We start from the raw sequence: 24092 nt of genomic DNA on the forward strand, positions 1-24092 counted from the left end.
CCGTGTCGCCCTCCCTGCTCGGGTGGGCGCTGGTCTCCGGCGGGGCGCTGGTCGCCCTGGCCGTGGTGGACCGCGCCGCCTTCCTGCCGGTGCTCGGCACCGGCCTGCTCATCACATCGTTCGTGGCGGCCGTGGCCGTCGTCTTCCTCGGGGGTACCCCATGACCGATCAGCCGCGCCCGCTGGAGGGCCGCATCCTCGCCCCGGGCGAGCCGCCGCCGCCGTCCGCGCCGCCGCCGGACGTCGTCCACGTCCACGTGTACCTGCCGTCCGGCGAGCCCGACCCCAGGCCCGTCGAGGCCGACACCCCGTGGTGGCGCCCCGCCTACCCGCTGCGGACCGCCCTCGCCGCCACGATCGGCCTCACCCCCCTCCCGCACATCGGCGCCCCCGCCGCCCGCTGGGCCCTCGTCCTGGGCGACGCCGCCGCCGAACAGTCCATGGGCGCCGCCTGGACCATCGCCGCAGCCGCCGTCGCCGGGGCGTTCGCCGCCGACCGGGGCCGACGGCGCTGGGACCCCGACAAGTACGCCTGGCGCCCCGCATGGCTCGCCCGCGCCGTGCTGTGCGCCGCGATCTCCGGCGCCTGCCTGACGCTGCCCGTCTTCGACACCGCCGTCTCCCTGCTCACCGGAGTGAACCCCTGATGGACCTCTTCAACTCACCCACTGGCCGGGTCAGCCTCGGCGGCATCCTCATCGGGCTCGGCATCCTCGCCTGGCACCTCATCCCCTGGTGGTACAAGGGCCGCAAGAAGAAGAGCAAGAAGGGCGGCGACGACACCGCCGAGAGCAGCCGCCGCGACTGGCGCGACCTCGCCCCCCTCGGCTACGGCCTCGCGTTCGGCTCCGCCTGCGTCGCCTGCGTCGGCGGGGTCCTGGGCTGGGCCGCTTACACCATCAGCAATATCAACAGCTCCGTCGGCGACCGCGCACTCGCCGGAACCACCGGCGCCCAGTCCGACGCCATGCCGCAGAACAGCATCACCTACCTCAACGGCGGCGGCTCCATCATCGTCGCCCTCGGCCTGGTGGCACTGATCGCCCTGTGGAAGAAATTCCCCAAGCGCACCCGTGTCGAACTGGGCTCCGGGCTGTGGGCCGGCGCGTCCCTCGCTCTCGGCGCCGGCGCGTCCGGCGTCCTGGGCCGTACCGTCTCCCCGTTCCTCAACTCGCTGGGTGACCCGCTGGTGGGTGTCCTGTGACCCGCCTGCGGCCGGGCCCGGCCATCACCGGCCCGGCCGCGCGGGCCTACGACGGCGGGGGAGTCCTCGCCCGCCGCTACGGCCGCTGGCTGTGGCCCAGGGACGAAGAGCGCCGGTCCGTCACCGCACTGGCGCTCCGCCTCGCCGGATCCGGGCTCCTCACCAGCTGGGGCGCCACAGCCGTCCAGGGCGATCCGCGCCTCATGTGGCCCGCCACCGGCATCGGCCTCTACGCCGCGTGGCGCGCCGGGGGAGGCAGCGGCCCCGAGGACGGGGCGCAGGAGCAGCCGGACGACGCCGGGACGATCACCGGGACGGAGTTCGTGGAGCTGGTCCGCGCCCTGATCGGGCCCGGCTCCGGGGTGCATCTCGCCGAGGTCGCCGAGCGGCTGGCCGAAGTGGAGCCGGGCCGCGCCTGGGACACGGCGGACGTGCGGGAGCTGGCCGCGCTCGCCGGGGTCCCGGTCAACCCCACCCGCTCCCGCACCCGCGCGGGATCCAGCACGGGCATCCGCGCGCGGGATCTGCCGCCCCCCTCCCCCGATGTCGGCGCCGCCCCTTCCGGGGTTGTTGCCGCAGGTCAGACCGCCAACAACAACAGCGACAACGTGACGGTCGACCGGCACGGAGAGGGGCTGGCGATCATCCGCCGCCCCGCCGACCGTGCCCGGCACCACACTGTGCGGGGCGGGCGGTGAAGCGCCTGGCCGCCGTCCTGCGCGGCTTCGAGACCCACTACTGCTCGCACTGCGGATGGTGGTACCCCGACCGCCACCGCCACGGCTGACCGCACACACGACGCGCCCCGCCTGCCGGATCTTCCGGCGAGCGGGGCGCGTTGTCAGATACCTGCCGGGCCCTCGCGTACACAAGCGACGCACACCCACCCGGCGCGCAGCACACGGCGCGGTGTGACATCGGGGTGCCGCTCGCACACCGGGGGTTCCGGCGCGGTGTCGATCAGCGGGCGGTGGAACATGTCCTTGACCCGCGGCGGCTGATCGGGATCAACAGGGTTAGTCGCCATCGGTGTCCTGCTGGGGCTGGTCGTCCTGCGGCGGCTCGGCAGGCATCACGATCTCCTGCTCGGCCACGTCGTAGCCGTTCACCTCATCGGGCATGGGGGTCTCACCTCCTTCCCAGTGTGCGGGAGCGGACAGGGCCCGCGCAGGGGCGCGCGGGAGCAAAGGAGCACCGTGCGTGGGCCCCGGCCGCACGGAGGGACAGCGGCCGGGGCCCGGCTCCGGCGGCCGGTATGGCAGCCACCGCCGGAGCGGGACGCCCGATCCCCGGGGACCAGCGGGGCCGGGGACGGGCGGGGCCTTCAGGTCAGCCCGCGTCTTCCGGGCTTTCCTCGTCGTCGTCGGTGATGTGTCGGCGGCCTGCCCAGCGGCCCACGACGCGGTTCTGCCGCTCGTGCGCCTGCTCGCGGTCCGTCGACTCGCGCGTCGCCGTGGAGCGCGCGGCCTGGACCGTTGGCCGGCTCGTGTTCCGCCTGAATATCGCCATACGGCTGTCCTTCCTTGTGGTGGGTGGGTGCCCGCCCCCCGGCAGGGGTGGGTGGTGCCAGGAGGCGGGCGGTGGCCTGCGCCAGCCCGAACCGAGGGCAGGGCACCAGGGGCTGAGGGGGGTGCCGCACCGGGCGGGCGCAGGAGATCAGGACCCGGCCAGCGGCCGGGTGCCGAGCGGCTGGACGCGCGGCGGGCCGCCAGCGGGCCAGTGCTGGCCCGGGGCACGCTGCGGAGGGACGCACCGGGGCGCGCACGCCGCGAGGTCGTGCTCGACGCCGTCTGCGTCCGTCACCGGCCCGAGGAGCCGCAACCCTGCCCAGTCCCAGGTCCACGCCGGCTCCAGGTCCACGCCGCACAGGGCGCAGGCGAGCGCCTGGAGCTGAAGCGGGCTCAGCTCCACCAACTCCGGTATCCGCTCGGCGGTGGCGGTGCTCACCGACCCGCCCCCGTGCTGTGGCAGGTACACACGCACGGCTCCTCCACGACCCCGGTATCCGGCGGCGTCGACCGCACCTCGCCCTTGGAACACACCTCGTGCTCCGCCATGGCGCACTCCGGGCTGGTGTACGTAGACAGGATCCGCGCGTCGGGCCGTCCGCCGGTCACATGGACGAGCGCCCGGTAGAGCGCCCGGGGGCACGTCAGGAAGTCCGCGTCCGGCCTGATCGCCCACCGCAGGGTCGCGGTGTCCGGCGGGTCCAGCGGCGGGATGTAGATGCGCCGGCCCTGGCCGAGCACGACGACGTCAGGGAGGTCCCAGCCGTCGGCCGAGCCCGGCGTGACGAGCCAGGTGATCCGGCCGGCCTCCGCGTCCTCGATCACCGCCGCGGACGCGAGACCGAGACGCCCTATCGCGCAGATGCCCTCGAAGTAGCCGACGCCCACGGCGTCGAAGCTTTCGCCGCAGGGGTGCGGCCGAGCGAGGCGGCCGGAAGGGACCCAGACCGGAAGGGGGGGCGGTACTGCCTGAGCGGGTGTCGCCATACGGCTCTCCTGTGAGCTGTCGTGCGCTGACAGTCACAGAGTTCCGCGAGGGCGAAAGGTTCCGGGATACCCGACGAGGGTTACCTAGTCGGTAATAGTCTCCGCGCGGAAGGCGGCGATGATGGTCATCGCTGCCGGGAGGTGGCTGCCATGACTCAAGGTCCCGTCAAGCCCGAGCTGCTGAAGCGGAAGGACTTACAAGATGCCCTCATCGAACACGACTTCGCGGCCGTCTTCTCCCTGCTGAAGAAGTGGGGCGGCCTGAGCCAGAACCGAATCGCAACCGCCTGCCAGCTCACCCCCGGCAAGGTCTCCATGATCATCAAAGGCACCCACCAGGTGACGTCTTACGACGTCATCGCACGCATCGCGGACGGCCTGCGCATCCCCGGGCACATGGTCGGGCTCACCGCCCGCCCCTGGGAGACCCACGACGACACCGAGGGCCCACCGCCAGAACCAACCGTGCCGGCCGGGACGGCAGCACCCTGGACCCCGGCCGCCGCTGTGCAGCTCGCGGCCCGCATGACGAGGACAGACCTGTTAATGGACCGCCGCACCGCCTCACGCTCTATCGCCACGGTCACCATAGGCGCCGCCCTGCTCGACGGGGTCGAGGGCTGGCTTCAGCCCGCCGCCGCAGGCGAACGCAGGCGCGTCGGGCGCCTCGGCCAGCGAGAGATCGAGCAGCTTGAGGAGATCGCACGCCTGATGCGCCAGTGGGACCGCCAGCACGGCGGCGGCCTCCGCCGCCGGGCCGTCGTCGGCCAACTCGCCGAGGTGGCCGATGCCCTCCGCGAGCCCCAGGCCGAGGAGATCGAACGGCGCCTCTACTGCGTGATGGCGGACCTCGCCGGCACGGCGGCTGGCATGGCATGGGACAGCGGGATGCACCGGACAGCGCAGGACTACTACCGGCTGGCCCTGCGCGCCGCGCACGCTGGGGATGACCGCGCTTTCGGCGCCAACGTCCTAGCCGCCATGGCGCGGCAGATGCTCTACCGGGACCAGGACCGGCCGCAAGACGCGCTGGAGCTGGTGAGGCTCGCGCAGACCGGCGCGCGCGGTGTCGCCGGCCCCCGCGTCCGCGCAATGCTCCTCACCCGCGAGGCGTGGGCCTACGCCTCCTGCGGCCGTCCGGCCGCCTTTCACCGCGCCACCGAGGAGGCTGCCGAAACTCTGGCGGACGCGCGGGACGGCGAAGAGCCCTACTGGATCGACTACTTCGGCGCCGCGGAGCTCGCCGGGGTCACCGGCGGCCGACTCTTGGACATGGCGCGGCACGAACCCGCCCGCTACGCCGGGGCTGCCGCCGAGAAGATCAGGACGGCAGTCGAAGCGCGGGGCACTGAGGCAGCGCGCAGTCACGCACTCGACTGGGCTGGGCTGGCCGAGTGCTCGTGGCTCATGGGCGACATCAGGATCGCGCTGGAGCAGACGCACCACGCGATCGACGTGGCCGCGCTGACCCAGTCCACCCAGGTGCGGACCAAGCTCGGTCGGCTGTACCCCTACACCGTGGGGCACTCCGCGTCGGGCAAGGTGCGTGAGGCCCGGCACCGCATCCGCGATCTACTGTCCACCTGACCCGCACGAGAACGAGAACGAGGACCGCATGACGACCATCGCCGTCACCGGGCACATGGACATCACCGACGCCACGGTCCCACTGGTCCGTGACGCGCTGCGCGACCTGCTGGCCGCCCACGACACGGGGGACCTGGTAGGGGTCTCCTGCGTCGCCGCCGGGGCGGACACCCTCTTCGCCGAGGCCGTACTGGACGTCGGCGGGCGGCTCATCCTGGTGATTCCCTCCAAGGACTACCGGGCCCGGAAGGTCGACCCGGAGCAGGCACCCATCTTCGACCGGCTCGTCCTGTCCGCAGCGCAGGTGGTCACCATGCCGCACGAACGGGCTGGCAGGGAAGCCTACGAGGCTGCGGGCAAGGAACTGCTTCAGCGGGCAGACCGGCTGGTCGCGGTATGGAGCGGCTCACCGCCCAACGGCAAGGGTGGCACCGCCGATGTGGTGCTCGAAGCACGCGCGGCCGGCATCCCGGTAGACGTGGTGTGGCCGGACGGGGCCGAGCGACGCAGCTGACGCCCCGCGCCGTCCGATCCGAGACACGATGAAACGCCCCCGCCCGCCGGGCCGTGAGGGCCTGGCGGACGGGGGCTTCGTATGCGCGGGCTATTCGGTGTCCGGTGAGATGTCCGACGCGATCTGGGCGGTACGGGCGTCCACCCTGTTGACCGCGTCCCGCAGTGAGCTGCCGCCGTTGGGACGGAGCTGGGCCTCGACGCGCCCTACGCGGTCGGCGACGTCGCACACGCGCTCCTCGATGTGGGAGATGCGCTCCAGTACGCCGGGGCGGGCTGCCACTCCCGGCCGGGCGGGGACGCCTTGCCAGTCGTCCACGACCTCGTCCACGCGGGCGGCGATCCGGACCGCGCCGCGGACGAGCTGCCAGGCCAGGGTCAGCAGTCCGAGGACACCGACACCGGCGCCGGTGTAGAGCCCGATACGGTCGATCGTCACCGGGTTGCCCTCCAGCCGGTGAGCGGGTCGCGGCGGGGGCCGATGTCCTGCGCGGCGCCCGCGATGCCGGTGGGCTTCCACAGCCCGAAGTGCGTCAGGACACCGATGCCGAAGCTGACGAGCGTGGCGACGGCGGCGGTGCCGAGGTCGTAGTCGTCGCCGGCCGCCGACAGTTCCACCAGGAGCCCGTTCGCCGAGGACAGCGCGAGCAGCAGCACGGCTTTCCATCCGGCGTGCGTGACGCGGGTGGTGACCAGGCCGACGAGCACGGGCAGCGCGACGGAGATGGCCAGCCCGAGCCAGTAGGCGGTATCCAGTTCAACGTCCATGGTTCAGTCCTTCACGGTGAAGCCGCGGCGGTTGCCGAGGTTGGTGAGCGAGGTCTTGCCGGGCACGCCGTCGGCGGCCGTGCCGGTGTAGCCGAGGCGCTGTTGCCACTGGGCGTAGGCGCGGACGGTGGCGGTCCCGAAGTGCCCGTCCGCGTAGCTGCGCGACAGCAGGCCCTCCGCCACGAGCGCCAGCTCCACGACCTGGGCGCCGCTGTACGACACGGCGGTGCCGCGCTTCGCGGGATCGGTCCGGGCCGCCTCGCGGAGGCGGGAGAGGTCGACCACCGGCTTGGGCGGCGGGGTCGCCGGGGCGGTCTTCCCGCCGGCCGGGATGGTGAGGCGCTGCCCCGGGTGGATGACGTAGGGCTCGGTCAGGCGGTTGGCTCGGGCGATGTCCTGCCAGGTGACGCCCTTGAATCCCAGGGCGATGGAGGACAGGGTGTCGCCGGAGCGGACGGTGTACGTCCCGCCGCCGCTCTGGCTGCCACCGGCGCCGCGCACAATCTCGGGGAAGATGTCGTGCACGAACTGGTCGGCCCGCTTCGGCCCTGGGCAGGCGGTGCCGGAAGTCGACCACGCGCGGTGGAGCTTGTGGACGCCGTAGCCCGGGTCGGACGCGGTGCGGCAGATCCTCAGCGGCACGTTGTGCTCGCGGTGGACCCAGATGCCGAGCGCGATCAGTTCCTCGGCCTGCTCGTCCGTCCACGGGTCGGAGGCCGAGGTGTTGCTGGCGGTCTCCACGGAGATGGCGCCGGTGCCGTCCGGCCGCCTGTTGGCGGCGGCGTTGGCGTCCGCGCGGATCGTGGTCGGCAGATATTGGGCCAGGTCGCCGCTGTAGCCCAGGCCGAAGTGGGACTCCAGCGACGTGGAGTTGGCCCAGTATTCGTACAGCCTGCGCGGCGACCAGGGCGCGACGATCGAGTGGAGGATGAGCTGCGTCGGCTGGATATGCGGCTGGCTGCTCTCCGGCTTCAGCTCGATACGGGTGGCCCCCGGATACCAGGGCATGGCGGTGCCTCCTTCGGGCAGCAGTGCGCCCCCGGGCCGGGACGGCTTCGGGGGCGTGGGTGGAGGGTGGGTCAGGCTTCCTCGGGGGTGGGCCAGGGGGTGCCGTCGATGGCTCCCTGGTAGCGGCGGGAGGCGTACACCGTGCGGCTGGGGTACCGCTGCTGGAGTAAGGCGACCATCGCGTTGGCGGCGGTCTGGGCGAGGTCGTCGCGGAGGTCGCCGCCGACGGATCCGGTGCCGACGGGGAAGGTGTAGTCCTGTTCGAGGTCGGGGTTTCCCTCGGACAGGTGGATGGTGTAGATGACGCTGGTGGCGCCGTTCGGTGCGGCCATGGCGGTGGTGGTCCCCTTCGGTGTTCAGGCTGGGTTGACGCGCCGGTACTCCACGAAGGACAGGGCGCGGATGATGGTCGCGGTCGCGTTGCTGTTGGCCTGGGCGTACATGAGCGTGCAGTTGCCGGTGGTGCCGGCGGTCACGACCCGCACGTCTTCCCAGTAGGAGCCGAAGGTGAGGCCGCCGCCGACGAGTTGTTCGGTGCCGATGTCGCGGGCGCGCATGACGACGGTGCCGGACGCGGCGGACTGCCCGTCGGTGACGCCGAGGACGTGCCGGGACATGGCGGCGCCGCTGGGTACGGTCCAGGCGAAGCGGGCGCCGCCGGCCTGGGAGCTGCTGTAGGCGACGCGGACCCGGAAGTCGTACTGGGCGTTCGCGGCGATGGGGACGGCGAGGCCGGTGGTGACCAGGGCGATGGAGCTGGTGACGCCGGCGCTGTCCGCGATCAGTTCGACCCGTTTGCCGAGCGCGGTGTTCAGTTCCTCGGCGAGGATCGGTTCGCCGGGGCGGTAGGGCCAGGGCATCGGGGGTCCCCTTCCTTCTCTACAGGCCGATGGCGGGTGCGGGCGGGGCGAGGTGGACGGGTTCGCCGGGGTTGTGGTCGGCGGCCCAGGCCGGGGTGCGGGTGACGTTGAACGTCTGCGGGCTGGACGTGCCGGTGATGCCGGTGACGGTCATGGGCTCGCCGCCGGCGACGATCCCGAAGGGGAAGTGGGCGGCGTTGGTGGTCCAGGTGTAGCCGCCGGCGGCTGTGTCCGTGGCCACGGACAGGGTGGTGGCGGCGGCTGTGGCGGGGGCGGCGAGCGTGGAGAGCAGCGTGTCGGCGCGGTGGGGCGGGGATGTGGCCGTGGGCGCGTCGGGGGCGGTGGTGGCCACCGTCCATGGGGAGGCGGGGGTGCATGTCAGCTCCACGGTCCAGTCGTACTCGTTGACCGTCTCGGTGTACGCCTGCACGATCAGGTCGATGGGGTCGGCCGGCAGCCATTGCGGGGGGTTGGCGATGGTGATGCGTGCGCCGATGTCGACGCGGTCGAGGTATTCCTGGAGCCACGCCTGGCTGGCGGGGTTGCGCAGGTTGAGCGTGACTTTGGGGTAGCGGGTCTCATTGACTGTGGTCAGGTGCAGCCGCCACCACGCCAGGCCCTCGAGTTGGTCGTCGCGGGCGACGTTGAGTTCGACGGCCTCGTCGTACAGGCCGATCCCTGCCGGGGGGTCCTGCACGGACAGGGTCCCGGTTTCCAGGACGGCGCGGGCCGAGGAGCCGCCGCGGCGGGTGCGGGTGACGTCGTTGCGGACGTCGAGGTCGTCATCGACGGGTTCCAGGGGCGGGGCGATGTGCCCGGCGGCGTAGTCGAGCTGGAGCGCGGGGCGGCGGTTGTAGCGCAGCCGGCGGATCTGGTATTCCTGCGCGATCCCGGTGCGCCGCTCGGTGAGCAGGCCGCCGTCGGCGGCTGCGCACTCGTCCAGGAGCGCCAGCAGGGGGGCCGGGCGCTGCGGCCCCATCGCCGCCGCGTTCGCGGCGGCGCCGGTCACGTTGAGGGGGAGGCGTTCCTCCTGGGCCAGGCGGCGCATCCTGATGGTCGCGGCCTCGCCGGCGAACCCGTCGTCGGCGGCCTCGAACGCGTCGAGTTGCTGCGGGGCGAAGACCGCGATGTGCCCGATCGCTATCCCGGCCAGGTCGGAATGCCAGGCGGGGGGTGAGGACACGCCGGTGATCCGGCCGAGAGTCCCGGTATAGGAGCTGGAGAACGAGCCGCCGCCGGATCCGACGTACAGCCATCGGATCGTCCACGAGACGGTACCGCCGGACTGGGAGGCGTAAAACAGCCACCGGTTCCAGCGGCCGTCGTAGACGTCCGAGCCGATGCCGACGGCCTGGTCCACGACCAGGCTGCCGTCGGCGTCGTAGCCCTGCACTCTGGCGATCCCGGTCTGGAGCTGGATCCACCAGTCCGCGATGGTGCCGGTGCTCTGGTAGCGGATGACGGTGCGGTAGGTGGCCGGCGCCGAGTCCAGACGGGCGACGAACTCCGTGTGCCAGCTGGTCGGCGCCCCGGTGGGGGCGGGGACAGCGCCGCGCATCGTGGCCCCGGCGTTGATGGTCGGCAGCGCCGATGAGCCGGGCAGCGTGTCGTCCGCTGCCCAGGACAGGCCGGTGGCTGCCAGCGGTGTCACGCCCTCGATGGGGCTGTATCCCTGGGTGGCTTCGCGTGCCTCTTCCATCGGCCAGTACGCCACCGGACTGTAGGACGGCACCCGCCGGCTCAGCGTCGATTTCAGTGCCTTCTGGCCCTGGCTCAGCCGACGCCGGGGGCCGGTGGCCTCGAGTCCGGTCCATACGTCCGTTCCGGAGACGTCCCACCGTGGCGGCCAGGACGGGATCTCGCCGCTGAACCTCTGGTAATAGTCGGTGATTTCGCTGCCTCCGGAGATGAGCCAGGTGCGGCCGGCGGAGTCGCTGAAGCTCGTCGTACCGGTGATCTGGCTGCTGAAGACGGGGCTGGCGAGGACGGTGCCGTCGATCCCGGACCGGATCTGGGCGCGGTAGTAGCGGCCGGGGCCGCGGGAGAAACCGATGCTGGCGATGTCGCCGATCTCCAGGTCGGCGGTGCCGGTGGTGTTGATGCTGGTGGTGCCGCTGCCGGTGACCGGCAGCCCCAGCTCCTGCCACGGCCCGTCCAGGTCGCGGGCGATGAAGAACCGGGCTGTGTGGCCGCCGGCGCCGTTGTCGACATCGAAGGTGACGCGCAGCCCGAACCGCTCCCCGGCGGCCACCGGGAGCACCTCCGTGGCCGCCAGCTCCTTCAGGTCCGCGCCGGTGGTCGACCAGGTCAGTACCGGACTCCCGAGGCTGGAGATCAGCAGGCGCCACATGCGGGCGTTGCCCGTGACGTTGTACCGGGCGATGACCTCCTGGGCGAACGGAGCGAAGGGAGTGAGCACCGGGTCCTGGGCGGCGACCCTGTCCAGCGCGGCGTCGACGCGCACGTCCAGGTCACCGGAGATGTTCAGGGCGCTGGTGGACGCGACGCGGGCCCGCGCGCCGGCCAGGTCGGGCACCAGCAGGTAGGGCGCGGGGCCGCGTACCTCGTGCCGCATCGGGGTGTTGCGGCCGATCAGCCCGTACAGGTCACTGCGGTGGTTGCGCGGGGTGTAGCGGCCGTCCCGGTTGTTGATGTGGAAGGCGCAGCGGCCGGGGGTGGGCTGGCTCGCCTCGTCCGGCCGGCCCCGGGTGGTGACGGTGTTCTCCACTGTGCGCACATCGCCGGTGACGTCCACCCACTGCGTGCCGTCCCAGATGGTGTAGCGCTGCCCGAGCGGGCCCTGCGGCCAGGTCGTCACGGTGCTCGCCCCCTGTCTATTGTCCGAGTGCTGCCTGGACGTTGCCGCCGGAGATGTGCCGGATCTCGCCGCGCATCGGGTCGATCAGCAGCCGCGCCAGCGTCCGCCCGTCGACGTTGAGGTTGATCTGGTAGATCCCCCCGCCTCCGCCCCGGCCCCCGCCGCGCGGCAGCGGGTTGACGGCGGCGCCGCGCGGCATGGACAGCAGTTCCGGGCCGCGTTCGCCAACGATCGCCGCTCCGGCGCGGGTGATGATGCCGCCCGTGGCGAGCATCGGGATGTTGGGGGTGTCCAGCGTGAAGGAGGGGACTCCGACGCCCATGAAGCTTCCGCCACCGACGGTGAAGCTCAAGCTGTTCCAGCCGGAGATGATGCCGTTGACCGCCGAGCGGAACCCGTCCTCAATGCCGTTCCACATGCCCGACGCGGCGGAGCTGATGCGGCCCGGCAGGCTGCGCACGAATCCCACGACGCGATCGAAGTTGTCGGTGATCAGGCCGACCGCGAGGCCGATCGGTCCGGTCAGGATGCCCAGCAGCAGCGGCCAGTGCCCGGTGATCCAGTTCCACACTCCGGCTGCCGCGTCTTTGATCCAGTCCCAGGCGACGCGCCAGATGTCCTGGAACCAGGTCGTCTGCGTGGCGATCAGGACCACGATCGCGATCAGGGCGATGATCCCGGCGATGATCCACGTGACAGGCGACGCCCACAGGGCGGCGTTGAGGAGCCACTGCGCGCCCTGCCAGACGGTCGTAGCCACTGTGGCAATCGTCTGTGCTGCCGCCCACGCCATGGTGCCGGCCTTGACGAGCAGGATCGTCGCGGCCACCACGCCCAGCACCACGGCCAGGGGACGGACGATGCCCTGGTTGTTCATCGCCCACGACGCGATCCCGCCGGCGATGCTGGCGAGCTGCATCAGCGCCTGGCGCTTGAAGCTTTCCAGCGCGGCGGCGGGGTTGTCGCCGAGGGTCTCGGCCATCTCGCCCGCCGCGCCCTCGATCTGACCGAGGGCCTGCACTGCGCTGCTGGGGTCGATCGCCATGAGGGTGTTCTGCATGGCTGCGCCCTCCTCGCCGAAGAGGCTGGCCATGAGGGCGGCGCGTTCGGTGCCGTCCTCGACACCGCGCAGGGCGTCGAGGAGCTGGTCGAGGGCGGCGTTCGCCTCGGGACCGCCGGAGGTCAGGCCGGCCGTCACCTCGGCGGCGTTCAGCCCCAGATCGGTGAAGATCTGCGCGAGGTCGTCGCCGCCCGCGGCGACGTTGCCGACGAGCTCTTCGAACAGGCCGACGACGGAGTCGGCCGACTCGGCGCCGGCGTCGAGGCCCTGCACGATCAGCCCGGTCGCGGTTGCCCCGTCGAAGCCGAAGGTCTTGAGGTTGTCGGCGCCGCCGATGAGCGTGTCGAGGAAGTCGCCGGCGCGGTTCGCCCCGGCCTCCATGCCTGCGGTGATGAGGTCGAACGCCTGGTCGGCGTTGTCGGCCAGGCCGGTGGACAGCATCTGGCCCACTGCGGTGGTGACCTGCCCGACGTCCTGCTCCAGGACGTCGGCCAGCGCCAGGGCCTTGATGGTGACGCCCTCCAAGCCGCCCTCGGCCTCGGACGTGTCGCCGATGCTCTGGTAGACGCCGCGGATGGCGTTGTTGACCGTCGTGGTGCTGTCGCCCCACGCCTGGGTGTAGACGGAGGCGGATACCTCGGCCAGCTCGGCGGCCTCCGCCGGGCCGACGCCGAGCTGCGCGGCGAGCCGGTCGTTCGCCGCGGAGACGTCGAGCTCGGACATCAGCCCGGCGGCGAGACCAGCCGCCACGCCCGCGCCGATCGCCGGTGCCGCCGTGTCCACCCGCTCCTGGAACCTCGCGAGCGCGGCGGACGCCTTGTCCTTGGCGATGATGTTGAAGATCAGGGACGTATCCGAGCTCATCAGGTCACCGTCCCCGCTTCATTTTTTCGCTGGCCTCGCGCTGCGCCTTTTCGTAGGCGTCGAGCCAGTTGAGGTAGTGGTCGGTTTCCTCGACCGTCAGGTCATCCCAGTCACGGGCCTTGATCCCGAGGAGGTGCGCGGCGTCGCCGAGTCGCCTCAGTCGGCGATCGGCAGACTCGCTTTTCCCTCGTCGACCTCGTTGTAGGCGGTGGCGATCTGCTCGTCGAGGGCAGCCAGGACTGCGGCGCGCTGCGCGGCCGGCACCGACTGTTCGATGCCCTCACGCATCTTGGCCAGCTCGCCCCGGGAATACTCCAGCTTGAGCTCGTCCCACGCGAAGTCCACGTCATCGAACCGCAGGCTCGGGTGGTCGCGGCGCTGGAACATGAACAGCAGCGCGCGCCGGCACAGGGCGTTGCCCTGCACGACGGCCTGGGTGAACTCGGCGAAGTTCATGCCGGAGCGGCGCTCCAGTTCCTCCCGGTCGACGGCGCGGAGTTTGCGCGGCAGGTACTTGTAGCGTGTCGGCTCTTCCTGGCCTTCGGGGTGGTGGACGAGATACACGGGCTGCTCCTATCCTCGGCCCGCGATCCGCGCGGCCATCGCTTCCATCGCTTTCATGCACGCCTGCCGATACTGGTTGAGGCGGCCTTCCATCGCACGGTCGAACCAGTCGACCTTGCCCTGCTGGGTGCGCCAGGTGCCGTTGCCCCAGGACTGGGTGCGCCATCCGGCCTTGGCCTGGGTGCGCTTGGGCGCGTTGGCGAAGCCCCTGATCCCCGGCGTCTTGCGGGACTTGACCCGGGCGCCGGTCCACCTGCCGCCGAGCTTCACCTCGGGCTTGATGCGTTTGGCGATCGAGGAGCGCAGCGCCGGGGCTGTACCCGGCTCGCTGCTGCTCATCGACATGATCCCGGACTTCGCGAGCGTCGCGGCGGGCTTGAGTTCTTCACGGAGGTTCTTCGCGAGTTCCTTGCGGAGGTTCTTGCCGTCCTCCTCGTCGCGGATGCGGCGGACCAGGGCGTCCAGGCCCTCCGGCTGTACCGACACGTCGAACGGCGGCCCATCGCCGGCCATCAGGCCGTGGCCCGGGTCACCGCGCCGGACGTCGGGTACCCGACGCCGACGCTGGCCTCATCACCCACGCTGCCCTCGATCGGGTTCCACCCGTTGATCAGCACGCTGCCCGTGTACTTGGGGTTCGACGTGCCGACGACGGCCTGGGACAGGCGGACCTCGAAGGTGACGACGGTGCCGAGCAAGGGCCACATGATGCTGTCCAGCTCCGTCGCGGCGACGTCCTGGAGGAACTCCAGGGACAGTTCGCCGGACTTCAGGCCGCCCAGGAGTTCCTTCCACCCGCCGGAGGCGTAGGTGGTGACGTCCTTGTCCTCCACCTCGGTGGTCAGCTCGGCCTTGCGGGTGTACTCGGTCAGATCGGTGCCGTTCAGGCTCACGTACTCGGCGAGCAGGACCATCTTGGCCATGATCAACCCCCTTCAGGGCATGTCGGGGCCCGGACCGCCCGCGGCCGGGATAGTGGGGAGCGGCGGGCTCAGGCCACGCCGAGTGCGAGGGCGAACAGGAAGCTGGGCGAGGTGCCGCTGATCGTCCAGTTCGCGCGGTACCAGGTGTCGGTGATGGCGGTGCCGTCGGTGCGCAGGATCTGGCCGCCGGCGGCAGTCGCCGCGTCGAACGTCAGCCGTGTCGTGGCCGAGGCGAACCCGGAGGCGTCGTCAGACTCAATGGCGACGGTCAGAGTAGGCGTGCCGGTGCCGGCCACGGACAGGACGTGCAGCGCGGCGTACAACCTGCGCCCCGCGGCGACGGCGCCGATCTGCAACCCGGTGCCGGTACCGGAGGCGGTGCGGGCGGTGCCCGGGGGGTGGCCGATCTGCCCGCGCACCAGGGGCCAGGAGGACTTGGCGGTGCCCTTCCAGGGGGCGACCTCGCCGACGGCCTCGCCCAGGGTGTAGTCCGCGCGCAGGGCCCGGGTGAAGTACGCCAGCGCCCCCACGATGCTGTCGGTGGGGCAGACCGTCCAGGCGCCGACGGCGCCGAGCTCCGCCCAGGACACGTTGTCGACCTTGCCCGGGTCGCCGGCCTCCCACTGGCCCTCCCCCGTGATCACGGCCGAGGAGAGACCGCCGAGGATCTCTTTCCAGCCCTGCGGGGAGCGGTAGTTCGTGACGTCCTTGTCCTCCGTCTCGGCACTCACTTCGACCTTGTTGCTCGCGCCGGAGAGGTCGGCGCCGCCGGTGAACAGCCGGCAGTCCAGCAGGATCCGCTTCGGCATGGCTCAGCCCTCCCCGATGACTTTGATGATGAGTTCGGCGCCGACGTACTCGGTGCCCTGGTGCTCGTACCAGCGGTAGCCCTGCACCCGCATGACGTGGAGATCGTGCGCCAGGCCGCCGAGGGCGTACTCGCCGGGGGCGCCGCGCGCGGCCTCGATCGCGGCCTTAAGGCTGGCGGGGCCGGAGCCGGACAGCATGGAGTCGAGGAGCTGCTGGGAGGCGCGGTCGTCTTGGCGGCCGACCAGGACCCGCGTGGTGAACTCCAGCTCGTCCAGCGCCCGGCGCATGGCGCGGTCGAAGGTCTGTTCGTAATCGGCGACGAAGAAATGCGGCTCGGTGATGGCGTCGGGGACGTAGCCGGTGCACGTCAGAGCCCGCAGTCCGGCCGGCAGGACCACGTCGCGGGCGGCGTCGGCGAGGGCGTCGCGGATGGCGGAGATCTGCACAGTGCCTCCTATCCGAAGCCGTGCGCGATGTAGCTCTCGATGAGCGCCCACACGTCCGGGTCCCGGCGGGACAGGCGCACAACGCCCCACTCCGCCGAGCCGGTCACGCCCTCCGGGGAGTCCTTGCGGCGGTACAGGCGCAGCGCCTGGATGAGCGCCGCTTGCGCGATGTCGTCCGGAACCGTAGGCCAGCCCCAGCGCGCGGTGACCCGCACCCGCGCCGTGCTCAGCCCGGTGCCCCACATGCCGTTCGCGCGCAGCAGCCCGGTCACCGGACGGCCGTCGGCCAGCGCGTTGTCCGGGCTGGTCTCGTAGTTGGTGGTCGCCGTCCAGTTCCCGGCAGCCCCGGTCTCCACGGTCAGGCCAGCCGCGGTGCCGATGTCGTCGGTCAGCAGCACCTCGCCGTCGTCCTCGCACACCACACGTCCGCGCAGCCGGTACGTGCGCGCGACCGGCGCCGGATCGAGCCAGAACCGGCGCCCGCACGTCGCGTCGATGCTGCGCGAGGCCGAGGTGAGCGCCCGGTTGAGCAGCGCGTCCGACGTCGTATCCGACGTCTGGATATTCAGGCTGTTCTTCATGGTGGCCAGGTCGGCGTACTCGTTGGCCACCGGTCAGTCCCCAGTGGCGCTGCCCGCATCGGCCGGGCCCGCCTCAGTCTGCGGCTTGCGCGGCCGGCCACGGCCGCGCTTCACCTGCGCGGGGGCGCTTGCCTCCGCAGTCTCCTGCGGCTGCGCCGCCACCGCCGTGGCGTCCGCCGTGTCCTGCGGCGGGGCGGTCCGTCCCTGCGGCCCGTCCTCCGGGTCCGGTTCGTAGCCGTAGTGGGCGAGCTGCTCGTCAACCTGGCGGACCCGGTCGTCCAGGCCGCGCGCCGCGTACCCGGCGCGTTCCCGCTGCAACGCGGCGATCATCCGCTCATCGGGTGCCATGCGTATCTCCTCAAAACGGTCCGGAGCTCGGCGCTGCCGGGCAGCCCGTTGCCGCCCAGCTCCTGAGTCGTAGGCGTCGGCTACTCCGACCTGATCCATAGCGCCGCCCGGTAGGTGACGCTGGGGGTGGTGCCCGCGACCGTGCTGGTCACGCGGACGAAGTTCTTCGTGATGGCGGCTGCGGCGACGCGGTTGCCTGCGGCGGTCAGCTGTGTGACCGAACTGCCGGGCACGGCCGTCCAGCTGGCGCCGTCCGCGGACTCCTCCAGGGAGGCGTCCAGCGTCGGGGTGCCGGACGTAGCGGTGCAGTGCACCGTGAGGATCACATCGGCCGCCACGCCCGCGGGCGCGAGCGGGCCGGATGTGTGGGTGCCCGCGCCGCGCGCAGCCGACGGCAGGGCGAGTTCGGCTTGAACGCTCCTGAGTCCCACGATCTGTCCCTTCTGTATGGGCCTGCCGGCAGGTGCCGGGGGGCGGCGAGGGCCCGCCCGGCACCGTGCCGGTGCGGGGTCAGAACGTCGGGGTGACCAGGCCCGTACCGCCGACCTTCTGCATGCCGTTGGTGTAGCGGCCGAAGGTGTAGGCGAAGTACGAGTAGGCGACCAGCAGCACGCCCAGGGACGCGGCGTGCGGCTGCTCGGCGCGGATGAACAGCGGCGCGTTGTCGTCCTCCCACAGGTGGCACTCCGTGGACGGCACGACGTACAACTCGTCCTCGTTGGTGCCCGCGCCGTAGGCGGTGCCGATGTTGTTGTCGACGACCACGATCATGCCGTTCGGCAGGACACCGCGCGGCCCCGAGGCATACGAGCTGCTGGGGTCGGCCGTCGCGGACGCCTGCACCGGAATGTTCTGGAAGTTGACCATTGGCCAGCTGTTGGACATCTGGCTGGACAGCCAGTACCAGCGGCGGGAGTGCATGACCGCGTGCGTCGGAGCGCCCATCGCCAGCAGGTTGGCCTCGACACCCGCAGCCGCGCCCAGGATCTTCGGGTACAACTCGGCGCCCGTCGGCGAGGCGTCGGTGTACGCGTTGGCCTGGGCCACGTTGGTCAGGCCGGTGGCGGCCTCGTTCAGGAGCGTGGCATCCAGCCGGGTGGCGACCCGGTTGAACAGATCCTGGAACGCGACGTCCTCGATGCCCGTGCCGCGGTCGATCGCCTGCCGGGAGACGGTCTGCTGCCCGGACGCCGTCTTGACCGGCACCGACAGCAGGGTGTCGTCCATGTTCTGCTCCGTCACCGCAGTGTTCTGCGTCGCCTGGAGGCCGGCGTCGGAGCCTGTGGTGATGCGGGAGATCTCGATGGACATGCCCTGGTCCGGCAGCGGGTGCCGGTTGCAGATGTCGGCGAACGGCCGCAGCGCCGCGGTGGCCGGGGCGTACATGTCGGTCAGGTACTGCGGCACCGTCAGGCCCGTGAAGGCGCTGGTACCGACCGCGCGCTGCATGTACTCGGCGCGCTCGACGCGCTCCTCCTGCATGTGCCGCGCGAGCCGGGAGGCGGCCTCGACGTCCTGGTAGGAGAACTGGCGGGCGATGTCCATCAGGAAGCCCTTGCCGAGCGGGTCCGCGTCCTTGCGGTAGGTGCGCTCCTCGGTGCCGACCCGGGCGACCTGGTCGTAGGAGGGGCGGCGGGTCTCCGTCGGGGTGACCTTCTTGGCCTGCTCGGCCCGTTCCATCTCCTCGGTCTTGATCTTGTTGGCGTTGGCGAGCTTCCGCTCGATGCCGTCGATGTCGCCGCGGGCCTGGTCGCGGGCGGCGAACAGCTCGGTGACCCGCTCGTCCTCCTCGGCGGTCAGCGCCGAGCGGCCGTCCTGCTGGGCCTTGTCAAGGATCAGCTTGACCTCGGCCCCGCACTTCTTGAGCCGCTTGTGCGCGGCCTCCAGTTCGACCTCGATCGAGGCGACCAGGTCGTCAATGGTTCCGGGCATGGCCGGATGTCCTTCCGGTAGATCGGTCAGGAGAGGTGGTCAGCGCGACCCTTCGTCGCGACCCGGGGCATCTGCCGGGCGCCGGTCTGGGATCCCGCCTCCGGGCGATCTGCCGGACGGCGTGCTGGGAGTGTGGTTCGGTCAGTCCTCTTCGGCGATGAGGAGCTGGGTGCGCAGCATGGAGATCGAGCGGCCCTGCGCGGCCGGTACCGGAGTTGGCGCCGTCGCGGGCACCACCGGCTTCACGGTCAGGTCGCCGCGCTGGGCGAGCCTGCTGTACGCCTCCCGCGCCACCAGGGGCGGGAGCGTGTCAATCGCGGCCAGGAACTCCCCGGACCGCGCGGCCACGGAGGTGTGCGGGTTGGCGCCGTAGGTCACCGGGCCGACGTCTCCGCGCTCCAGGTCGAACGTATTGATGCGGTACTCGGTGTAGTCCGGGGACCACTGGCCCGAGGTGATGCGGAACATGAACGACTGCTCGCGCACGTCCGCGTCGTCGATGGCCTGGACGAGGAGCTGCACGTCGCTGCGTTTGGGGTTGAGATAGGCGCGCTGCCCCAGGCCGGCGCCGTCCGCCCATAGCTCCAGACGGCCGTTGCGCGTCGAGGCCATCGGGGTGCCGGCGTGATTGAAACGGAACACCACCTCGGGGTCGGCGGCGAGCGTCGCGTCGGCGGCACCGGCGGAGACGACCTCGGTGTACGGGCCGAACATGTCCCACATCTCGTAGCCCCGTTCGAACGCCGAGGCGTAGCCCTCGACCTGGTACCACTCCATCTCGTCGCGCATCACCTTCTTCGCACGGAGCTCGGAGGTGAACCGCACCTCGGGCGACTCCGGCCGGTCGCGGGGGACGGCCATCGTCGTCGAGCCTGCGGCGGCGGACCGCGCCGTGGCGGCCTGCGCCCGCAGGCTGGCCATGTCGCTCATGTCATCGCTCCTGTCGGTGCCGTGCCACCGCTCACGGCGGTCGTCGGGGTGGTGTTCTTCTGGCCGAACAGCCGGTCGAACTGCGCCATCTGCGCATCGGTCAGCGGCGGCCGGTCCTCCAGCTCGCGAGCCTCGTCCGGCGTCAGCGTGCGGGAGTCGATCTGCGTCTTGAGCATCGCGGCACGCGCAGCCGGGTCCATCCGCAGCAGCGCCGCCGCGTTGAGCTTCACGAACCTGGGCCGGGATGTCAGGGTGCCCAGTGCCGTTTCGCGGCGGCTCACCGCCGGCCCCAGGCTCATGATCAGGAACTGCAAGTTGCGCTGCGTGATGCTGGCGTAGGTGATGGAGCTGCCCGAGACGGCAGCGTCGATCAGATCACCGGGACAGTCGAAGTACCGGGCGATGTCCCCGATCCCGAACCGCTTCGCCTCGATCCAGTCGCCGCCGGCGGACTCGGCCCCGATCATCTTGTACTCCCAGTCCGCGCCCGTCACGAACAGATCCCGGTTGGCCACCGCCGCCTTGAACCGCTGCTTCGTCTCGGTCGCCTGCCCCGGGCTGATCGTCTTCGCGGTGTTCTTCAGATGCGCCGAGGGCACAGCGCCGTTGCCGAACCAGTCCAGCGCGAACTGCTGAATGCTGAGGTACTCCCCGATCGACCACGCGGCGTAGGCCACCGGGGACAGCCCGAGATGCAGACCGGACAGGGTGTACTGCCGCTCGTGCCACACCTCACGCGGCTCGTACTGCGTGCCAGCGATGCGGTACGTCAGCACCCCCTTGCGGACTACCACCGTCACGTCGGCCAGCGGCACCAGGTCGATCCGCGCCGGAAGGCCAAGACCGTCCCGCGCGGTGATCAGGCCGAAGGCATTACCCGCCCGGTCCAAGTCGACCTGCGTCGAGTACAGCCACTCCTGAATCCCGACCCGCTCACCGCCCGGGGCCACCAGCACCGGCGGCTTGGGCACCTCCACCTGGATTCCGTCGACCCGCCGGTACACATCCACCGGCATCGTGGAGATCAGGTTGGCCCGCAGCCGCAGGCACGCCCACACCGCGCTGTGCCGCATCGCGGTCTCGTTCGTCACCACCGCCGTACCGCTGCGCTGCTGCGGACGCTGCGGGATCAACTGGTCCGCCGTCTGCCCCGGATACGCACGCCGGGAGAACAGGCTCATCCGCTGCCACCCGACCGCGGCACCCTGGCAGCCCACCACGACCCGGCCAGCACCACACCGCCACTGACCGCCAGCGCACCGCCACCGACCACCGGGACCAAGGCGACACCCGCGCCCGCGGCCACCAGCAGCAGCCCCAGCACATCGAGCAGCGACGTGAACACCTCGCGCATCACCCACCACCGCCCCTCAGTAGACCGACTCCAAAACGTCGTAGTCCTCGCTCACCGCAGGCAGCCGCGTCAGCAGCGCCCACCGCGCCCACACCACCGCGCACAGCGGCGAGACGTCCGTCAGCGACGACTTACGGTGAAGCACCCACGCATCCCCCACGGACCGCGTGCGCGCGCCGGTCACCGCCGCCGTGAGCGGCGCCTGCTCGATGTGCACCGCCGTGCCCTGCGCGACCGCGTCGGCCCACTGCCCGCACGCCTCGACCTGGTCCCCGCTGCGCAGGACCGCCAGGTCCCCACGCTGCGGATGCTCCGGATCCTCCGGGGCGTCGATCCCCGCCGCCACCAGGTCGTCGATCAGCGAAGCGGCCGGCGAACCCGTCGCCGCTACCGCGATCGCGACGGGGTGGTGCAGCCGCTTGAGCTTCACCAGCGCCGGCACCACCCAGTCCGTCCCCGCGCGCCGGTCCACCAGCTCCCAGTGCTCACGGCCGTCCGCCCGCACCGAGGCCAGGCCGATTGACGAGTGCGTGCGGTCCGCCGAGACATCCAGCGCCAGCGCCACATCCGTACTCGCCTTCGAGGTCGGCTCGGCGCGCTGCGGCCACAGCTTCACCGGGATGTTCGGATCCTGCGGCGGCGTCGCCTTCCTCGTGCGGTTCAGATACGCGCGGTCGAACTCCGGGGCCTCGAGCTTGTCCAGCTCGGCGCGCACCGTCGCCTCGTCCACCGTGTGCCCCAGCGCCGGCATGCACGCCCGCCACGTCGCCGGGCTGGTGCGGTCCATGTCGTCCGGCGCGAACCACTCGAAGTACGCCACGGCCGGGAACTCGCCGCTCTTCCACAGCTCCTCGATCAGCTCCCGGCCACGCTGCCGCTTGCGGTTCAGGTACGCGGACTTCTCCGTGCCACCTGCGGACGCCCACCACAGTTGAGCCTTCGGACGGGTCAGCATCGCCGGGGACATCGCCTGCTCCAGCCGGTCGTCCTCGTGCGCGAACGCCTCATCGATCACACCGAGATCGAGCGGCGGCCCGTGGCCGGCCTTCTCCGTGTTCGAGGTGATCCCCAGCTTCGACCGGGTAGAGGTCCAGATGATCGCCTCGTTGCCGTTGTTCTTCCGCGTGCGGTACTTCCCCGCCAGCGAGCTCGCGTCCAGCGTCTCGATGAACTCGTCTTCCCACCGGGTGCGCGCCATACCGCGCGTCTGCGCCGCGTACACCACGTTCTGCCGCGTCCACGCCGCGATGCGATGCGTCATCACCCCGAGAATCTGCTGCGTCTTCCCCTGCTGCCGTGGCACCGACAGCCCCACCTCGCGGTAGGCGAACCGGCCCGTCTCCGGGTCGATCTCCAGCGCCACGTCCAAGACGTACTGCTGCCATGGCATCGGCGGGTATCCGAGCTTGGTCATGACCTTCGCGACCCGCGGCCCCAGCGTCTTCCGCTCCGGGCGACGGGGAGTTCCCCACCGGGGCGGGCAGCTCAGCTCCCACAACTCCCGGCACTGGGCGGCGAACTCACTCGGGGGTGTCCAGGTCTCCGAGGTCATCGTCATCTTCGGCGGCCCGCCCTTCCAGCAACTGCGCGAGCGTCTGCCGCAACTCCCGGTTCAGCGCGGGCAGCTGCTTGCCCTCCTCCCCGCCACCTGCGTCGATCTCCCGCGCCAGCGTGTACGCCATCTCGGCCAGCGACGGCTCCACGCCGACCAGGTCCCCGAGCTGCGCCACGTCGTCGCGCACCGCAGCCTCAACCGGCCCCGCCATGGCGCCCCCTCAAGATCGTTCCCGTGGTGATCGGCTGGGAGAGAGAAAAGAAAAAGCTGGGCACGGGGCTGAGAAATGTCCGATTTCTAAAAATCCCAGGGCCGACGGCCGATCAGATCACTCCGCGTACCAGTCACGAGACGTCTTCAGCCTCGTGACCTGCGACAACGGCCGGTCCGACTTCTCGTTGTTGCATTTGCGCCCGCACGTCGGGCAGCCGGTCACGCCGTGGATCGGGGCCATGTTGTCCGGGTCCAGCCGCGCACCGCCGCGAGCGACGGGAGTGACGTGGTCGACGGCGTCTGAGTCGGGGTGGCCGCAGATGATGCACACGTCGGATTCGGCCAGGACCCGGGCGCGCATCTTGCGGTAGGCGTAGCTGGTCAGCTCGGTGCGCTTGGCCATCGGCGGCGCCTCCCTCCGGGGCGGCAGGGGGGTGGGGGCTACCCGCCGACGGGAACCAGGTCGCCGTCGGCGGTACGGCGAAGGCGCCCGCCGCAGGCCGTGCAGCAGTGGAGTGCGTCAGGGCCGTCCCGGTGGGTGCCGATGTCGGTGGTCTCCGGGTGCGGGCAGTGCTCGCGTGCGGCGTCCAGCCCGGTGAGGGTAAGGCCGCAGGTACAACTCGCCGTAACCGGGCCCGCCACGTACTCGGCCCAGGGGTTGGCGTCCGTCTCGCTGGGCGGGATCAGGATGGCCTCGCGCGTCAAGCGCAGCTCGTGGACGACGGACATGGGTCCTGCTCCTCTCGCGGTGTGCCACGGCCCCGGGAGCCGCACGCTCCCGGGGCCGCTGCTCCCCGTCCACCGCACCAGGTGGTCTGTGATACTCGGCTATTCGGCCGGGCAGGTCGCGGCAGCGACCGGTTCGAACTCGCTCTCCCCGGCAGGCAGGCCGGTGGCGGCGGCGCCGGAGTCGCCGCGGGCGTAACGGCCGTTGGCGAGGCGGTTGTCCGCCGCCTCAGTGGCGCCGGTTGAGCAGTTGATGTCCACGAAGTAGCCGCCGTCCTCGTCCAGGTCGGCGATCACCGCGTCAAAGACGGCCTCGAGGTCGTCGGCGGTCTCTACCTCGACGTCGAGGTAGGTCTGGGCGCCGCGGTTGTCGTCACCCGTGACGGTGTATGCGACGTCCTGGTTCGCCTCCGTGTCATCGCTGTCGGAGCTGCTGCACCCGGTGGCGAGGGCAGCGAGAGCTGCGGCGGCGAGCGCTAAGGCGGTGCGGGTGTGTGTCATGCGGTCAGCATGTCGGCCGGGCGCCGGGCCCGT

33 protein-coding genes are annotated in these 24092 nt (G+C 71.4%); 6 read left to right on the plus strand and 27 right to left on the minus strand.

Annotated elements, in window-relative coordinates; all coding sequences use genetic code 11:
- The first annotated feature begins 2 nt into the window (after positions 1–2).
- Genes OIE51_RS12545 through OIE51_RS12560 form a run of 4 tightly spaced genes read left to right on the plus strand, consistent with a single transcriptional unit; the run spans position 3 to position 1901 of the window.
- The gene (locus tag OIE51_RS12545; protein ID WP_326597731.1) at positions 3–164 is read left to right on the plus strand and encodes a hypothetical protein; all 162 of its coding nucleotides are present in this window, start codon (positions 3–5) and stop codon (positions 162–164) included.
- The gene (locus OIE51_RS12550) at positions 161–646 is read left to right on the plus strand and encodes a hypothetical protein (protein WP_326597732.1); all 486 of its coding nucleotides are present in this window, start codon (positions 161–163) and stop codon (positions 644–646) included. Before OIE51_RS12545 ends, OIE51_RS12550 begins: the two co-directional genes overlap by 4 nt.
- The gene (locus OIE51_RS12555; RefSeq protein WP_326597733.1) at positions 646–1203 is read left to right on the plus strand and encodes a hypothetical protein; all 558 of its coding nucleotides are present in this window, start codon (positions 646–648) and stop codon (positions 1201–1203) included. The genes OIE51_RS12550 and OIE51_RS12555 overlap by 1 nt, the downstream gene beginning before the upstream one ends.
- Positions 1200–1901: a hypothetical protein gene (locus OIE51_RS12560; protein ID WP_326597734.1), complete on the plus strand. Its 702-nt coding sequence runs from the start codon at positions 1200–1202 to the stop codon at positions 1899–1901. Before OIE51_RS12555 ends, OIE51_RS12560 begins: the two co-directional genes overlap by 4 nt.
- 631 nt (positions 1902–2532) lie before the next feature.
- Here OIE51_RS12560 and OIE51_RS12565 read toward each other — a convergent pair.
- The 3 genes from OIE51_RS12565 to OIE51_RS12575 form a co-directional block, all read right to left on the minus strand.
- Positions 2533–2712: a hypothetical protein gene (locus tag OIE51_RS12565; protein ID WP_326597735.1), complete on the minus strand. Its 180-nt coding sequence runs from the start codon at positions 2710–2712 to the stop codon at positions 2533–2535.
- A gap of 147 nt (positions 2713–2859) precedes the next feature.
- Positions 2860–3150, minus strand: a complete 291-nt coding sequence (locus OIE51_RS12570; RefSeq protein ID WP_326597736.1) for a hypothetical protein — start codon at positions 3148–3150, stop codon at positions 2860–2862.
- Entirely contained in the window at positions 3147–3698 is a 552-nt protein-coding gene (locus OIE51_RS12575) for a hypothetical protein (RefSeq protein ID WP_326597737.1), read from the minus strand. Before OIE51_RS12575 ends, OIE51_RS12570 begins: the two co-directional genes overlap by 4 nt.
- Before the next feature lie 150 nt (positions 3699–3848).
- Here OIE51_RS12575 and OIE51_RS12580 point away from each other — a divergent pair, with 150 nt between their 5' ends.
- Both OIE51_RS12580 and OIE51_RS12585 read left to right on the plus strand, forming a co-directional pair.
- A complete protein-coding gene (locus OIE51_RS12580) occupies positions 3849–5285 on the plus strand; it encodes a helix-turn-helix domain-containing protein (RefSeq protein WP_326597738.1) in 1437 nt (478 codons plus the stop codon).
- A 28-nt stretch (positions 5286–5313) separates the two neighbouring features.
- A complete protein-coding gene (locus OIE51_RS12585; protein WP_326597739.1) occupies positions 5314–5799 on the plus strand; it encodes a hypothetical protein in 486 nt (161 codons plus the stop codon).
- 90 nt (positions 5800–5889) lie between these two features.
- On the opposite strand, the gene OIE51_RS12590 is transcribed toward OIE51_RS12585, so the two are convergent.
- From OIE51_RS12590 to OIE51_RS12705, 24 genes are all read right to left on the minus strand, one after another.
- Positions 5890–6237: a hypothetical protein gene (locus tag OIE51_RS12590; protein ID WP_326597740.1), complete on the minus strand. Its 348-nt coding sequence runs from the start codon at positions 6235–6237 to the stop codon at positions 5890–5892.
- Positions 6234–6566 (minus strand): hypothetical protein, encoded by a 333-nt coding sequence (locus tag OIE51_RS12595; protein WP_326597741.1) that lies wholly within the window; start codon positions 6564–6566, stop codon positions 6234–6236. The genes OIE51_RS12590 and OIE51_RS12595 overlap by 4 nt, the downstream gene beginning before the upstream one ends.
- A gap of 3 nt (positions 6567–6569) precedes the next feature.
- On the minus strand, positions 6570–7574 hold the full coding sequence (locus tag OIE51_RS12600; protein ID WP_326597742.1) for a LysM peptidoglycan-binding domain-containing protein: 1005 nt from the start codon (positions 7572–7574) through the stop codon (positions 6570–6572).
- Positions 7575–7645: 71 nt separating this feature from the next.
- Complete coding sequence (locus tag OIE51_RS12605) at positions 7646–7906, minus strand: hypothetical protein (RefSeq protein WP_326597743.1); 261 nt, start codon at positions 7904–7906, stop codon at positions 7646–7648.
- 24 nt (positions 7907–7930) lie between these two features.
- Positions 7931–8434 (minus strand): hypothetical protein, encoded by a 504-nt coding sequence (locus OIE51_RS12610; protein WP_326597744.1) that lies wholly within the window; start codon positions 8432–8434, stop codon positions 7931–7933.
- A 19-nt stretch (positions 8435–8453) separates the two neighbouring features.
- Positions 8454–11252, minus strand: a complete 2799-nt coding sequence (locus tag OIE51_RS12615) for a hypothetical protein (protein ID WP_326597745.1) — start codon at positions 11250–11252, stop codon at positions 8454–8456.
- A gap of 16 nt (positions 11253–11268) precedes the next feature.
- A complete protein-coding gene (locus tag OIE51_RS12620) occupies positions 11269–13176 on the minus strand; it encodes a phage tail tape measure protein (protein WP_326597746.1) in 1908 nt (635 codons plus the stop codon).
- Between the two features lie 156 nt (positions 13177–13332).
- A complete protein-coding gene (locus tag OIE51_RS12625) occupies positions 13333–13740 on the minus strand; it encodes a hypothetical protein (RefSeq protein ID WP_326597747.1) in 408 nt (135 codons plus the stop codon).
- 9 nt (positions 13741–13749) lie between these two features.
- Positions 13750–14253: a hypothetical protein gene (locus OIE51_RS12630; RefSeq protein WP_326597748.1), complete on the minus strand. Its 504-nt coding sequence runs from the start codon at positions 14251–14253 to the stop codon at positions 13750–13752.
- Positions 14253–14663, minus strand: a complete 411-nt coding sequence (locus OIE51_RS12635; protein WP_326597749.1) for a phage tail tube protein — start codon at positions 14661–14663, stop codon at positions 14253–14255. Before OIE51_RS12635 ends, OIE51_RS12630 begins: the two co-directional genes overlap by 1 nt.
- Before the next feature lie 68 nt (positions 14664–14731).
- Positions 14732–15472 carry a hypothetical protein gene (locus OIE51_RS12640; RefSeq protein ID WP_326597750.1) on the minus strand — a complete coding sequence of 247 codons (741 nt, stop codon included), beginning with the start codon at positions 15470–15472 and terminating at the stop codon, positions 14732–14734.
- A gap of 3 nt (positions 15473–15475) precedes the next feature.
- Positions 15476–15919 (minus strand): hypothetical protein, encoded by a 444-nt coding sequence (locus OIE51_RS12645; RefSeq protein ID WP_326597751.1) that lies wholly within the window; start codon positions 15917–15919, stop codon positions 15476–15478.
- 8 nt (positions 15920–15927) lie between these two features.
- The gene (locus tag OIE51_RS12650; protein WP_326597752.1) at positions 15928–16530 is read right to left on the minus strand and encodes a phage head-tail connector protein; all 603 of its coding nucleotides are present in this window, start codon (positions 16528–16530) and stop codon (positions 15928–15930) included.
- A gap of 3 nt (positions 16531–16533) precedes the next feature.
- Positions 16534–16848 carry a hypothetical protein gene (locus tag OIE51_RS12655; RefSeq protein ID WP_326597753.1) on the minus strand — a complete coding sequence of 105 codons (315 nt, stop codon included), beginning with the start codon at positions 16846–16848 and terminating at the stop codon, positions 16534–16536.
- Between the two features lie 80 nt (positions 16849–16928).
- Positions 16929–17279 (minus strand): hypothetical protein, encoded by a 351-nt coding sequence (locus OIE51_RS12660; protein WP_326597754.1) that lies wholly within the window; start codon positions 17277–17279, stop codon positions 16929–16931.
- Between the two features lie 79 nt (positions 17280–17358).
- Positions 17359–18780, minus strand: coding sequence for a phage major capsid family protein (locus OIE51_RS12665; RefSeq protein WP_326597755.1), 1422 nt, complete (start codon positions 18778–18780; stop codon positions 17359–17361).
- Positions 18781–18921: 141 nt separating this feature from the next.
- Positions 18922–19710: an HK97 family phage prohead protease gene (locus OIE51_RS12670; protein ID WP_326597756.1), complete on the minus strand. Its 789-nt coding sequence runs from the start codon at positions 19708–19710 to the stop codon at positions 18922–18924.
- On the minus strand, positions 19707–20891 hold the full coding sequence (locus tag OIE51_RS12675) for a phage portal protein (protein ID WP_326597757.1): 1185 nt from the start codon (positions 20889–20891) through the stop codon (positions 19707–19709). Before OIE51_RS12675 ends, OIE51_RS12670 begins: the two co-directional genes overlap by 4 nt.
- Complete coding sequence (locus tag OIE51_RS12680; protein ID WP_326597758.1) at positions 20888–21064, minus strand: hypothetical protein; 177 nt, start codon at positions 21062–21064, stop codon at positions 20888–20890. Before OIE51_RS12680 ends, OIE51_RS12675 begins: the two co-directional genes overlap by 4 nt.
- Before the next feature lie 16 nt (positions 21065–21080).
- Complete coding sequence (locus tag OIE51_RS12685) at positions 21081–22622, minus strand: terminase large subunit domain-containing protein (RefSeq protein ID WP_326597759.1); 1542 nt, start codon at positions 22620–22622, stop codon at positions 21081–21083.
- Entirely contained in the window at positions 22585–22830 is a 246-nt protein-coding gene (locus tag OIE51_RS12690) for a hypothetical protein (protein WP_326597760.1), read from the minus strand. Before OIE51_RS12690 ends, OIE51_RS12685 begins: the two co-directional genes overlap by 38 nt.
- 117 nt (positions 22831–22947) lie before the next feature.
- Positions 22948–23235 carry an HNH endonuclease gene (locus tag OIE51_RS12695; protein ID WP_326597761.1) on the minus strand — a complete coding sequence of 96 codons (288 nt, stop codon included), beginning with the start codon at positions 23233–23235 and terminating at the stop codon, positions 22948–22950.
- A gap of 38 nt (positions 23236–23273) precedes the next feature.
- The gene (locus tag OIE51_RS12700) at positions 23274–23561 is read right to left on the minus strand and encodes a hypothetical protein (protein WP_326597762.1); all 288 of its coding nucleotides are present in this window, start codon (positions 23559–23561) and stop codon (positions 23274–23276) included.
- 99 nt (positions 23562–23660) lie between these two features.
- A complete protein-coding gene (locus tag OIE51_RS12705) occupies positions 23661–24059 on the minus strand; it encodes a hypothetical protein (protein ID WP_326597763.1) in 399 nt (132 codons plus the stop codon).
- Between the last annotated feature and the right edge of the window lie 33 nt (positions 24060–24092).

The sequence above is a fragment of the Streptomyces sp. NBC_01803 genome (assembly GCF_035917415.1).
In the GTDB taxonomy this organism is placed as follows: Bacteria; Actinomycetota; Actinomycetes; order Streptomycetales; family Streptomycetaceae; genus Streptomyces.